Raw genomic sequence first — 15,330 nt, 5'->3', positions numbered from 1 at the left:
TCTTAGAAAATTATTATTCGCATAGATATATTGAAAGGAGCTTTATAATGGATTTATCTACTTTAAATGAGAAACAGAGGCAAGCTGTTGAGAAAACAAAGGGACCCCTTCTTATCTTAGCAGGTGCAGGATCGGGAAAAACTAGGGTTTTAACCCATAGAATAGCACATTTGATAGAGGATATAGGTGTATATGAAAGGAATATATTAGCTATTACATTTACAAATAAGGCTGCAAAGGAGATGAAGGAAAGGGTAGAAAGCCTAATAGGGAGTATTGCTTCAAATATGTGGATCAGTACCTTTCACTCCGCATGTGTCAGAATTCTTCGTAGAGATATAGATAAAATAGATTATACTAGGGATTTTGTTATATACGACACAGCCGATCAGAAAACTGTAATCAAGCAATGTCTCAAGGAGCTTAATGTGGATGATAAAGCATATCCCGTTAAATATGTACAAAGCGTAATCGGAGATGCAAAGGACAAGCTCCTTACACCAGAAAAATATAGCAATCTTCATTATAGTGATTATAAATTGAAAACACTTTGTGATATATATGAGCTTTATCAAAAAAAGCTCGTTAGCAATAATGCATTGGACTTCGATGACTTAATACTTAAAACCATTGATTTGTTTGAAAGAAATCCCGAGGTTTTAGATTTTTATCAAAGAAGATTTGAATACATAATGGTCGACGAGTACCAGGATACAAATAAAGCTCAATATACCCTTATAAGTAAGCTGTCAAAGGTTCATAGAAATTTATGTGTTGTGGGTGATGACGATCAGTCTATCTATAAGTTTAGGGGGGCTGATATTAGAAATATACTTGACTTTGAAAAGGAATTTCATGATGCTGAGGTTATTAGGCTGGAACAAAACTATCGAAGCACAAAAACCATACTTGAGGCCGCTAATAATGTTATAAAGGAAAACAGGGGAAGAAAAAGAAAGAGACTTTGGACAGCCAATGATGAGGGTGAAAAAATAAACTACTACAAAGGTCAAACTGAGCGTGATGAAGCAGACTTTGTGGTAAGGGAGATTGAAAAAAAGGCTAAATACGATAAAAGGAAGTTTATGGAATTTGCCGTTCTTTATAGAACCAATGCCCAATCCCGTGTAATAGAGGATTCTTTAATGAGAAATAATATACCCTATAGGATGTATGGGGGACTTAAATTCTACGATAGAAAAGAGATAAAGGATATCATAGCCTATTTGAGGGTGATTCAAAATCCCATTGACGATGTGAGCTTGGTAAGGGTGATTAATACTCCTAAAAGGGGTATAGGAAATAAGACCATCGAAAAACTTAGGGATTTAGCCGAGCAAAGGGGAGAAAAACTATTTAATACCATGCTTGATATAAATGAAATCGGTGGTTTTTCAAAAAGGGTAACTGCAGGTATTAATTCCTTTTTAGATGTAGTAACAAAATATATTGTTAATAAAAACGAATTAAGGGTGGCAGAAATCATAGAGAATGTATTAAATGAAACGGGATATTTAGAGGAATTGAAAAATGAAAATACTATCGAGGCTCAAACCAGAATCGAAAACCTTGGGGAGTTTATGTCCGTGGCTATGGAATTTGAAAATACATCTGAAACAAATACCTTAGAAGAATTTTTAGGGAACATATCCTTAAGCTCTGACCTAGATAATCTTCAAGATGATTATAATACTGTGACCTTAATGACTTTACATAGTGCCAAGGGACTAGAGTTCCCAGTAGTATTTATGGTTGGTATGGAGGATGGAATCTTTCCTGGATCAAGGTCTATGGCGGATGATGAGGAATTGGAAGAAGAAAGAAGACTGTGCTATGTAGGCATAACAAGGGCTAAGGAGGAACTATACTTGACCCATGCTTCAATGAGAACCTTATATGGTAGAACAAATGTAAATCCAGTATCCAGATTTATAGATGATATACCCCAAGAGTTAGTTAATATGGATGATATAATAGGAAAACAGACTAATATTGATTTTGGGTCAAGTGATCTTAATACCTTTGCAAATAGCCATATGATAAGCTTTAAAAAACCTAAGGAAGAAAAAATACAAAAAAAACCTGTAAGCAATGTGGATTCCTCTGAGGTTAGACCCGGCACAAAGGTACAGCATAAAAAGTTCGGAAGCGGAACTATTATCAGTATAAATGGAACAGGAGACAAAGCAGAGTTGACCATTGCCTTTGACAAACAAGGAATCAAAAAGCTCATGCTAGGTTTTGCACCGATTGAAATAATAAATTAGTTTAATGTTCCAGATGGAAAGTTCTAAGGCAAAGAAAAAGGACAATATAGAACTGACCCAAGCACTTAGAACTTTCAACTTGATACGAAAGGAGACTATCCTATGAATAAGAATGAAGCTAAAACAAGAATTCAACAGCTGAAAAAACAAATAAACCACCATGACCATAGATATTATGTATTAGATATACCAGAAATAAGTGATTATGATTATGATATGCTTATGAAGGAGCTTATGGATTTAGAAGAAGGATTTCCAGAGTTTAAAACCTCGGATTCACCTAGTCAAAGGGTGGGTGGAGAACCATTGTCAAAATTTGATCAGGTCGCCCATACGGTGCCTCTTTTGAGTCTCGGCAATTCCTATGATGATAAGGATTTACTTGATTTTGATAAAAGAATTAGAAAAGAAGTTGGAGAACAGGTAGAATATGTAGTGGAATACAAGATCGATGGATTATCGGTTGCTTTAAAATATGAAAATGGAAGTTTTGTCAGAGGTGCAACTAGAGGAGACGGAACCATTGGGGAGGAGATAACAAAAAATCTTAGGACAATAAAATCCATTCCCCTTGGACTTCAAAATGAAATAGATATTGAAGTTAGGGGTGAGGTTTATATACCAAAGCAAAAATTTGCAGAGCTTAATATACGCCAGGAGGAAAATGGAGAGACTATTTTCGCAAATCCAAGAAATGCAGCGGCGGGCTCCCTAAGACAGCTTGATCCTAAAGTAGCGGCATCAAGGCCATTGGATATATTTGTTTTTAATATACTCACTGCCTCTGGTATAGAGGTGAAGAAACATTCTGAAGGACTAGAATATCTAAAAAAGCTTGGATTTAAAACCTCAGAGTATAGGGTGTGTAAGGATATCAATGAAGTGATAGCACTTTGTGAAAAGTGGCAGGAAAAGAGACACGATCTATCCTTTGAAATAGATGGACTTGTAATAAAGGTTAATGATCTTGCCCAGCGACAGACCCTAGGGACTAGGGCGAAGAGTCCAAGATGGGCTATAGCATTTAAATTTCCAGCAGAGGAGAAGGAAACGGTGGTATTAGATATAATCCCTCAGGTTGGAAGAACAGGAGCCATAACTCCTACGGCAATACTTGAGCCTGTAAGGGTTGCGGGTTCAGTAGTAAGTAGAGCCACCCTTCATAATCAAGATTTTATAAATATGAAGGATATAAGGATAGGGGATAGGGTGGTTATACATAAGGCTGGGGACGTAATTCCAGAAGTTGTAAGGGTCATAGAAGAAAATCGGAGGGGTAATGAGGAAAAATATGTCCTACCCACTGAATGTCCTGAATGTGGAGAACAAACCGTAAGATTTGAAGGAGAAGCCGCAGTGAGGTGTATTAATATTGCATGTCCTGCACAACTTAGAAGGGGAATCATTCACTTTGTATCTAGGGATGCCATGAATATTGATGGTTTAGGAGAATCATTGGTTACCATGCTTCTAGAGAAGGGCTTTATCAAGGATCCCGGAGATTTATATTACATAAAGGATAAAAAAGAAGAACTTGTTAATCTGGAAAGAATGGGAGAAAAATCCGTTCAAAATCTTCTAGAAGCCATAGAAAAATCCAAAGAAAATGATCTAGGAAGACTTGTAAACGCCCTTGGTATTAAGCTTGTTGGGTCCAAGGCGGCAAAGCTCCTTGGCGATACCTTTGGAGATATGGATATGTTGGCAAAGGCAGGGGAAGAGGAGCTTACAGCCATAGATGAAATTGGACCTAAAATGGCTAAAAGCATTGTGGCCTTCTTTAATGATCAAGAAAATATTAAGGTTATTGACAAATTTAAGGCCGCAGGGGTTAATATGAAAAGCAAGAAAAAATCCCTAGACAATGTAGATATGAAGCTTGAGGGTATGACCTTTGTACTCACCGGTACTTTGTCAAGCTATGCTAGAAAGGAAGCCAAGGAAATAATAGAAGGCCTAGGGGGAAAGGTAACGGGCAGTGTGAGTAAAAAAACCTCCTACGTATTGGCCGGTGAAAATCCAGGTTCAAAGCTAGATAAGGCAAATGGTTTAGGAGTAAAGGTTATTACTGAGGAAGAATTTGCAGAGATAATTAAGAGCTGATTTCTCTATAAATAGATATATATGTATGAAAAGTCACGGCAATCCCATTTATTGCCGTGACTTTTCTATATCCTCCATAGATTTAAATTTTCTAAAATAACTATGTCTGCCCAAAGACCGCTGGTTATTTTTTCTATTCTTTTATGATACCATTATGATTTCCTTCATATGCCTTATTCCTAAATCCTTTACCCCTATTATATATAAAAAAAATTATACTAATACAACCAAATACGACAAAAAATTACAGGACAAATATGTATAATATGATATATAACGATAATATTCAACAAAATATATTAAAAATACAAAATGGGAGGCGCAGTATGTTAAAAAAATTAAAACTATTTTCACGTGCGTTGGTTATTGCATTATTAATTCAAAATCTAATTTTTCCAACCAACCTATTAAGCTCCACAGAAGGGGTATATGCAGAGGAAGTGACTCAAGGAGAAGAAGCAATAGCACCGGAGAATACTCCTAAGGAGGTAGAGGGTACGCCGGAAGAAAATGACGGGCCCATAGAAGAAAATAAACCAACTTCACCGGAGGATACAGCTCCTAAGGATGTAAATAAGGATAATCCAGAGGAGACAAATACAGACAATGAAGTAAAGGAAACTACCAAACCTACATCCGAAGAAGAAGTCAAAACCGAGGATAAACAGCCAATATCAGAGGAGGATGAAATTCCTAAAGATAAAGAAACAGAAGAATCGGATATAAATGAAGAGGCAAATGAAAACATTGCTCCTAAAATTAATGAAGAAATCGAAATAGCAGAAAAAAAATTGGTGTCTTTACAGCTTGACTCAAAGGAATACTCCATGGAAAAGGGTGAGACCAGCAATATAATGGTTACAGCAATATACTCCGATGACAGTATCGAGGATGTAACCACAGATGCAGAATATTCTACATCAGATACTACGGTAGCACAGATAGATGCCAAGGGTAAGATAACTGCTCTTTCAATGGGTGAAGCCTTCATAACAGCAGAGTATCAAGGGATATCTTCCCAAGCAGTAATTTCAATCGAGAAACCAGTAGAAAAAGTTTTATTGGAGGCTCCGAAAAGTATACTTACATTTTCAACGGAGGAAAAAATATATTTAAAATGGGATGCCGTAGAGGGAAGCACTAGCTATGATATAGAGATAGACGGCAATATGGATACAAATGTATCGGCTACAGAGTATATACATGCAAGATTACAACCCAATACAGAGCATATATTTAGAATAAGATCGAAGAATCAAGAAACAGAAGGTATGTGGAGTGGAGAGGTAGTTGTAAAGACCCTAGCAAGTAAACCAATATCTTTTATTGAATACTCCATAAATCTTAAGAAAGATGAATTAGTGGATATTATATTTACAGCATCGGGCATAAACAATTTAAAGTCCCGTACATTTACCCTTTCATACAATCCACAAAACTTGGAAGTAGTAGATTTATGTACATTAACTGGAGAAAATGATACTTCTACAGGAGCTATTTCCGGCACAGATATAACTATCCTAGAATACTCTCCGGGAACCATAAAGATGATGATAAACAAAGGAATAAATGAAAATGAAATATGGTCTGGAGTGGTTAACACCATAAAGTTCAGGGCTAAGATAGGTGGAAAGAGTGGGATTAAGTATGTGGTGGAATAGGAGAATATGTTGAAAATCTTTGCTAATACCTATATTTATTTAATTTGTTTAAAAATAGCTATATAAATTAGATATAAGAGATTTTAAAGGAGAGAAATCATGAGAACTAATAAATTCAAGACACCTAGGATAGGAAACGGGTATTTTTCAAATGTAAATTTTTGTAAGATTATATTAAGCTTAGTACTAATCTTGAGCATAACTATGCTTTGGGTTAAAGGTGATGGGGCTTATGCTAGTACTAATAAGTATTATTATTATAAATATAAAGTCAATGAAGTTTGGAATAAAGATAGCAGTGGTAGTGTTGAGAGCAAAAAAATTTATAAGAATACTTATACTACATATTCAATTCCACCTATATATAACCTTCACTTGAATAGTTATGTGAATGACGATGGGTCAATTGACTTAGTAAGTTATAAAATATATTTAGATAAAGTAATTGATGGAGGTTCTTCAGAAAAGTATTATTCATATTTATTCAATAGAGCGAACGGACATGCTTTTAAAGGAGGAGAACTTTGGACAAATTATCCTGGCCCTAATTCGTCCTATGATTGGGGTAATCGATATCATCAGTATTTTAGTGGTCCAATAACAAGTATTAGTATATCTGGTGGAAGAGCTAATACTAAATATTATTTAAATAAAAGGCATGTTCTAGATAGTTATACTATTTATAAACATAAGGAAAAAGGTTCAAGACAAGGCATTGTAGTTGGAACTGCATCAGAATATCCCCAAAATGGAATCCACTCTGATGGTTATTGGTATATAAGAGGAGAAAGTAACATTAGTATAGCTTCTATAGCTTCCACAACTAATAATATAACAGTAAACTGTACTGCAACAGACCCATCGGGCTTATCAGCATCTCCATATCGTTTTTCAATCGGGAATATGATAAGTGATTGGAAAAGCATCCCAAGCTATACCTTTTCAAAACTATCACCAAACAAGGATTATAACATTAAGGTAGAGTCCAAGGATGTAGCTGGTAATATTAAATCAGTTACAAGAAAAATATATACAAAGGCAGAAGTACCAAGTATAACAGTAAACAATCCTACGTCAATAACATTGGAACTAACTATAGAAGATAATAATTCTAGCAACACAGTATACCAAATAGTAAATACATCAAATAACAATTACATATCATCTTCAGGAGAAGAAACAACATCACCAACATGGCTTATTCCACAGAATAAAAGTATAACAATAAATGGACTAGCTCCATTAACAACCTATACATATAAAGTAAAAGCTAAAAATGAAGAAGGGATAGAAACCGTATTTAGTTCCCCTGTCAGCGGAACTACACTAAATCCACCTCCAAAAAAGGTTTCAGAAGTAACAGCTACGGCAACAAGTAATGAAATAACAATTTACTGGAATCCTGTAGATAATGCAACTTCATATGAAGTAGAAGCAGATGGTGGAGAACCAATTGATAACGGGACAAACCTATCATATACCCATATACAGCTATTACCAAACAGTGAACACAATTATAGGGTAAGGGCTAAAAATGGTGAGGTCGAGGGAGAATGGAGCGAAGCAATTACTAAATCAACCTTACCACTGGCACCAGTTATACCAACAAATATAAATACACTTTCAACGGAAAATACCATAACCCTTACTTGGAATGCAGTAGGAAATGCAGTTTCCTATGACATAGAACTAGATGGTGAAGTCATATCAAATGGAAACAGTACAAACTATGTCCATACAGGATTACTTCCAAATACAACCCACAGCTATAGGATAAGAAGTATAAATCCAGCAGGTAAGAGTGAGTGGAGTAGTGAAGTAACAGCTAAAACTATAACCGATAGTTTACCAATACCTATGAATATAGTAGCTAATTCAGGAAAGACTTCAGTAGAAATAAGATGGAATGAGATAGTTGGTATGGAATATCAAATAGAAGCCGATGGAAATATCATAGATAATGGTATCAATTGTATATACACTCACAGTGTACTCACCCCTGATACAGAGCATACATATAGGGTTAGAAGTCATAAAGCTGGAAGCTATAGCGACTGGAGTTCACCTATCAAGGTTAGAACCAGTAAGGACATTTTTACGGCCCCTTCAAATATAAGGAGCAGTGCCACGGATACCAGCATAATGATTTCATGGGAAGGGGTAACGGGAGCCGATGGTTATGATGTGGAAGCCGATGGAGTTATAGTAGACAATGGTCTAAACACATGCTTCACCCATAAAGGACTTATGCCAAACACAAGTCATATATATAGGATAAGGGCAAGACAGGGTGATACAACAAGTGATTGGAGCAGTGCCATAAACATTGTCAATATTAGCACCTATGCCCTAGCTACACCTAAGAATCTAAGGGCTACGGCTACGGAAACGAAGATCGTAGCAAGCTGGGATATGGTAACCAATGCAGACAGCTATGATATAAAAATAAATAATGGCCCTATAGAGAACATTACAGACACAACCTATACCATATCAGGACTAGTACCTGGAACCCAGAAAAAAATAATGGTAAGGGCAGTAAATGCAAAGGGCACCAGTGCCTATACAGTGCCAATTACTGTTATAACAAAGGCAAGCAGTAGTGACTCGCCTCAGAATATCTCAGCACTAACAGCAAAGAATCAGATAACACTCATGTGGGAACCCATACAGGGAGCAGTGAGCTATGATATAGAAGGAAATGGAGCAGTTACATCGGCGATATCAGCCAATAGCTATACCTTTGCAGAGCTACAGCCAAATACAACCTATACATATAAAATCAGAGTAAATAAAGCAGATGGTATGCAGGGGCAGTGGAGCAAGGCAGTGACCGTCATAACAATGGCAGACGCACCGGATGCACCACAGAATCTAACGGCATCATCCACACTAAATTCCGTAAGATTATCATGGGATGGAGCAGTGGGAGCAGTTGAATACGAGGTAGAAGCAGGTGGACAGATATTAAATGCAGGAGCATCAAATAACTATCTTATAACAGGACTTACTCCAAATACAGAATATACATATAAGGTAAGGGCAAAAAATCCAGCAACCATAGGTAACTGGAGTCAACCTATAACCATAAGAACAAAAAGCTCTATACAAAACTACAACATAAATGGAAATATAGGTGAAGAAAAGAATCTAGTTCTAAATGCCATTGATATTAGAGACTTTAAAAACTACACCTTTACAATAACCTATAATCCAAATGAAATTGAGATAGTTGACATAGCTAGTCAAACGGCAAGACCAGATTTATCCATAGGAAATATTGGTGGAACGGATATTGAAGTCATTCAGAATACCCCGGGAACCTTGCAGTTTAAAAAGAAAAGCACCCTACCTATAGGACAAAGCTACAGCGGAATCATAAACAGTATAAGGCTTAAATTCAAAGTAGATAAAGAAGCTGTAATAACCTATACAATTCAGTAAGGGAGGGGATAAGAATGAAGAGCTTCAAAAGATATATTTCCATTACATTAATAGGACTACTTACTCTAACAAGTGTATTCTCAGCTTTTACAGAATATGCCCTAGCAGAGGAAGGAATGTCTACCTATACAACAAAGAAAGTTAAAGAGACTCAGCCACTAAAGCCACAGACAAAGGATGATATAAAAGACCCTGGTCAGAAACTAGAAAAAATTAAAGAAAAAACAAAACAACCAATAGATAAAAGGCATAGAGAAAAGCACAAGGTTAATCTAGTCGATAAAGAAAAGACCCAGATAATCGTCAAATATAAGGACAAGTCTAAAGCAAAGGATACAAAGTCCCTATTTGATGCAGATTTAAAACCAGACAAGGAGTTCAAAGAAAAAAAAGAAAATGTGAAAAAAGGGATAAAACAAAGGCTAAAATCCGTCAAGTTGGAAACAAAAAAGGAATTTAAGCTGCAGAAAATAGACATAATGGAAACCGAAGAAAAGGATATTGATAGTGTAATCGAAGAACTTTCAAAATCTGAAGAAGTAGAATATGTACAGCCAAACTATAAGCTTACGGTGGATTCCATGCCTACGGATGAGCTTTTCACCCAGCAGTGGTCCCTGCTTAACAATGGACAGGAAATAGAAGGGGTAGCGGGAAGAGCAGGTGTTGATATAAATATAACACCTGCCTGGGATATCACCCAGGGAAGTTCCGATGTAGTTATTGGTATCCTTGATACTGGTATAGATATTTATCATGGGGATTTAACAGCAAATATATACATTAATCCAGATGAAATAGCAAGCAATGGAATAGATGATGATGGCAATGGATATATAGATGATATAACTGGCTGGGACTTTGTCAATGGAGACAGCAGTGTCTATGATGGTGCCAACTATGATATGCATGGTACAGCGGTTGCAGGAATAATAGCGGCTAAGAACAATGAAAAGGGTATAATGGGAATAGCACCAAATATAAAGATAATGCCCCTAAAATTCATAAATGGAACCTCAGGATATACCTGTGATGCCATACAGGCCATTGAATATGCAATGGAAAAGGGAGTAAAAATCATTAACTGTAGCTTTGGAGGTTCTGACAACAACTATGCCCTAAGGGACTCCATGGAAAACAGCGGCATTCTATTTATAGCATCGGCTGGAAACAGGGGTGGTAATGTACTTACCCATCCAACCTATCCAGCATGCTTTAATATCCCTAACCTATTATCCGTAGCTTCAATAACTAATATGGGAGTTTTAAGTAAGTATTCGGGATATGGAAAATACATCGATGTAGCCGCCCCCGGTGAAAACATAATGACCACTATGCCGGAAAACCAATATAAAACCTTTAGCGGGACTTCAGCAGCAGCGGCCCATGTAACGGCAATTGCGGGACTTCTTAAGAGTAATCTTCCGGATTTAACATACACTGAAATAGTAAATAGGATAAAGGAAAATGTAGTAGTATGCCATACCCTAAAGGACAAGATAGCAACAAATGGTAGAGTCAATGGCTTTGCGGCCCTAAGTAACACAAAGCCACAGCCCGACACCTATGAGGACACCAGTGGAGAAACCCCCGTTGATCCAGGGGACAATGGATTCAACGACGACTCATGGTATACCATGGATCAGCTGGCAAAAATAAAGGAACAAATGCATTATGGTAAAAGTGGAGTAAATCCATCGACGGGAAACTATTCCTTTACTGTAAATGATATGAGTATGGCTGCTCCGGGCTTTCAAATGAATATCAGCAGGACATACAATGCCAAGGATGATAAAAAAACTTTACTGGGAAAAGGCTGGACCTTTGGGTTCCAAGGAAAAATAGAGGGGGAAAACAATATACTTGTATCCCTGCCCAATGGTAGTGTTCAAACCTTTAGAAAGAAAAAGGATGGCACCTACAATCCTGAGGATAATAGAAGCATCTTCGTAAAAAATAGTGATGGAACCTTTACCCTTACTACAAAGGATCAATATACATATATATTCAATGCAAATAAATATTTAACCCAGATGAAGGATCCAAAGGGTAATACAGTAACCATAGAACTAAATTCACAAAATAAAATTACGAAAATTAAGGACATAGTAGGTAGAGAATTTATAATCACATATAATCCCAAGGGCTATATAAGCAAAATCACTGACCCCCTAGGCAGAACAGTAACCTATAATTACGAAAATGATCTACTAAAGACAATAACCGACCCCGTGGGAAGTCAAATGAAATACAGCTATGACTCCCATGGATTCATAAATGAAATAAAGGATAACAATGACACAGTTATTCAGACGTTAAAATATAACCATACAACGGGTTATGACCAAGGCAAGGTAATCGAAGCAAAGGATGCCTATGGTAGTATATCAAAATATACCTATGATACAGTAAATCAAAAAACCACCATCATAGAAAATAATAACGATAGGATATGGGTATATTGGTATGATAAAAGCAACTATATAACAAAGATTCAAGATCCACAGGGGGATACTACCCAGACGGAATACTATAGAGTAGGTGAAGAAAACAAGTATGGGGACATTAAAAGTGAGACAGATAAGTATGGAAATATTACCAGATATGAAATAGACGACAGGGGAAATGTAACAAAGATTACCTATCCCGATGGTAGTATTAAGAGTATTTCCTATGATGATAAGAACAATGTAATAAAGGAAAAGGACCCAGAAAATAAATCCACCTATTATATATACGATAATACAAAAACATACCTTCAAAAAAAAGTAAGACCATTAAATGGTACCGATGAATATATTGAAGGAGAAAGCAGTGTGGATGGTTTTGCAATAATTAACTATGGCTACTATACCGATGCAGAATCCCAGGCCCAAGGATGTAGTGCAAAGGGACTGCTAAAAAGCATAACCGATCCAGAGGGCAATAGGACAAGCTATACCTATGATCAATATGGTAATATAAAGACAGCTACTGATCCAGAAGGTAATATAAAAACCTATACCTACAATAAGAACGGATGGAAGCTAAGTGAAACCACTGCAAAGCAGTACACGACAAACTATTCATACAACAATAATGGTCAGCTTAATAAGATTATTTATCATGGGGGAGAAACCGAAAGAATAGTCTATGATATATTAGGAAGAAAAACAAAGGAAATATCCCCTAACCAATATAACAATGCCCATGAAGATACCGCAAATAACACATATAATGGAGACTACGGCACAAGATATGTATACTATCCAAATGGACAACTAAAAACTGAAACCGACCCAATGGGTAGCATAACTGAATATACCTACGATGTCTATGGCAATGCCGAGACTAAAACCATGCCAAATGGAGGAATATATCACTATACCTATGACAAGCTCGATAGGATCATTAAAATAGAATTTAAAGAAGCATCGGACTTAGATTCAGTTACCCTAGAAGAACATACCTATGGCAAAAGTGCAGATAACAAGGAGCTTGTAAAGCATATATTATATCTAAATGATAGTGAAAAAGCTGAAACCTTTAAAACCTTTGACTTTGCAGGAAGAGTAATCAAGGAAGAATATCCAGATGGTACAAGACAATCCGTAACATATTACAAAAACGGAGAAATAGAAACAATAACCCAGAAAAATGGAAGTACAAAATATCATTATTACGATGGGTTAAATCGATTAATTAAAGAATACAGTCCATTTGAAATCGAAGATGGACAGACAAAATATACTTGTGCCATATATACCTATGATAAGGCAGGAAGAAGGACCGAAGAAAAGGTAGGAATAGACAAGGTAGAAATAAATGAAACCCCTACAAAGTTTATAATCGTCAATAATGAATATTATAAGAACGGGAAATTAAAAGATTCAGCAAAGAGTAGCGGAGCAAAAACTTCATATACCTATGACCTAGATGGCAACTTAGCTAAAACAGAGGAATATATCGATGATACAAATAAAAAGGTCACAGAATATGAATATATCCACTTAAATAGACTAAAGAAACAAACAGTACATGTGATGTCAGGGGATATATATGGAAATGCCTTAGATAGTACCGATAAACTAGACTTAGCAACTATCTATAGCTATGATGGAAATGGTAATGTTAAATCGGTTACAAACACGGAAGGTAATATAACTACCTTTGAATATGATTTCAATGATAACCAGATAAGCGTAATTAGTCAGATAAAAGATGTAGATGGAAATCTAACAAACATCAAATCATCGGCTACCTACAACTATGAAGGTAATCCACTGAGCAAAACTGATCCTAAGGGAAACACAACCACCCATGAATACAATAAAATGGGACTATTAGAAAAAACCATAAATCCACTTGGGGGAACTAGTATATTTAAATACGACCTTGCAGGTAGGAAAATAGGTGAAATAACTCCAAAGAACTACGATGAGGCCAAGACCTTTGATGAGATGAATAGTACAGTTTATACCTACGACAAAATGGATAGGCTCAAAACCAAGGAATACCATTATAAAGACAGTAAAGGTAAATGGCAGCACATAGTATCCAAGGCATATAAGTATAGTGCCATGGGACAACCTGTCAAAGAACTCGATGGACTAGGCTATGACTCTGGCGGGGGAAAATCATCGGATGAGAAAATAAACAGTGGCTATGGGGTTATTACTACCTATAATCTAGCAGGAATGGTAAAAACCATCCTAGACCCCGTTGCAAAGGATAGAAGCAAATCCTACACAACTAAATATGAATACGATGCAAGGGGAAGAAAAACAGCAGAGATAAATGGAAAGGGAGCAATCACAAGCTACTGCTACGATGAAGATGATAATGTTATTAAAATTACCAGAAGAAAAAACAAAGATTCTCAGGAAAAAACCTTAGCAGAAAGCACCTACGATAAACTAGGTAATATGCTTACCAAATCAGATGCTTTAGAAAATACCACTATATATACCTATAATGGATTAGGAAAGATAAGAAGCATTACCTATCCAGATGATGAAACAATAGATGAAAACATAGAAACCTATCAATATGACAAGCTTGGAAATGTAAGAAGTATAACAAACAGCCTAGGAAAGCAGATAATCAAGACCTATGATATTTTAGGCAGATTAACGGGAGAAACACAGCAAAACCAAAGTGGTGAGGAAGCCATAACAGTATCCTATACCTATGATAAAAATAGTAATGTTCTAACTAGTACCGATGGAAATGGAAATATAAGAACATATAGCTATGACAAACTAAATAGAAAAACTGGGGAGCAGTATACTGTAGGAAGCATCGATAAAACCATTACCTATGAATATGACCCCAATGGCAATCTAGCAAGTACAAGGGACTGGAGGGAAAATACATATACAAAGGTATATGATACAATAGATAGGCTTATAGAGGAAAAGGACCCCTATGGAAATACAATACAAAAACTGGAATATAATCTAAACAGTGCCCAAAGCAAGAGCATCGATGCCCTAGGAAATGAAACCGCATACCAATATGACAAAAATAATAGACTTATATACACCACCGACCCCCTCGGCAAAGTAGAAGGAATAACCTACGATGACCTGGGAAATGTGGCAACTAAAACCGATAAAAACAACAGAACAACGACCTATAAATACGATGAAAACAACAATTTATATGGGGTATTGACTCCGGAAGGTACAAAAACAAGGTACAGCTATGATTTAAATAAAAACCTAATAAGTAAAATAGACGGAAATGGGAATGAGATCATATATGAATATGGTGCTAGAAATCAATTAATAAGGGAAATAGCACCTAAGGGAAGAACCGGTGAACCAGGAAACTATATTTACAATCCGGCAAAGACCATGGAGTATACATATTAT

At 36.2% G+C, this 15,330-nt stretch carries 5 protein-coding genes; all 5 read left to right on the top strand.

Annotated features, from left to right (window positions below; genetic code table 11):
- The first annotated feature begins 47 nt into the window (after positions 1-47).
- On the top strand, positions 48-2,267 hold the full coding sequence (pcrA, locus tag N4A68_17310) for a DNA helicase PcrA (GenBank protein ID MCT4566053.1): 2,220 nt from the start codon (positions 48-50) through the stop codon (positions 2,265-2,267).
- 102 nt (positions 2,268-2,369) lie between these two features.
- Positions 2,370-4,370 (top strand): NAD-dependent DNA ligase LigA, encoded by a 2,001-nt coding sequence (gene ligA, locus N4A68_17305; protein ID MCT4566052.1) that lies wholly within the window; start codon positions 2,370-2,372, stop codon positions 4,368-4,370.
- A gap of 326 nt (positions 4,371-4,696) precedes the next feature.
- Entirely contained in the window at positions 4,697-6,031 is a 1,335-nt protein-coding gene (locus tag N4A68_17300) for an Ig-like domain-containing protein (protein MCT4566051.1), read from the top strand.
- Between the two features lie 99 nt (positions 6,032-6,130).
- Positions 6,131-9,475, top strand: coding sequence for a fibronectin type III domain-containing protein (locus N4A68_17295; GenBank protein ID MCT4566050.1), 3,345 nt, complete (start codon positions 6,131-6,133; stop codon positions 9,473-9,475).
- Between the two features lie 14 nt (positions 9,476-9,489).
- The coding region (locus tag N4A68_17290; protein MCT4566049.1) for a S8 family serine peptidase at positions 9,490-15,330 on the top strand (5,841 nt) is incomplete at its 3' end.

This window comes from Maledivibacter sp. (genome assembly GCA_025210375.1).
Classification (GTDB): Bacteria; Bacillota; Clostridia; order Peptostreptococcales; family Caminicellaceae; genus JAOASB01.
Note: the sequence above shows the minus strand (reverse complement) of the source record. Positions and strands in the feature narration are given on the sequence as shown.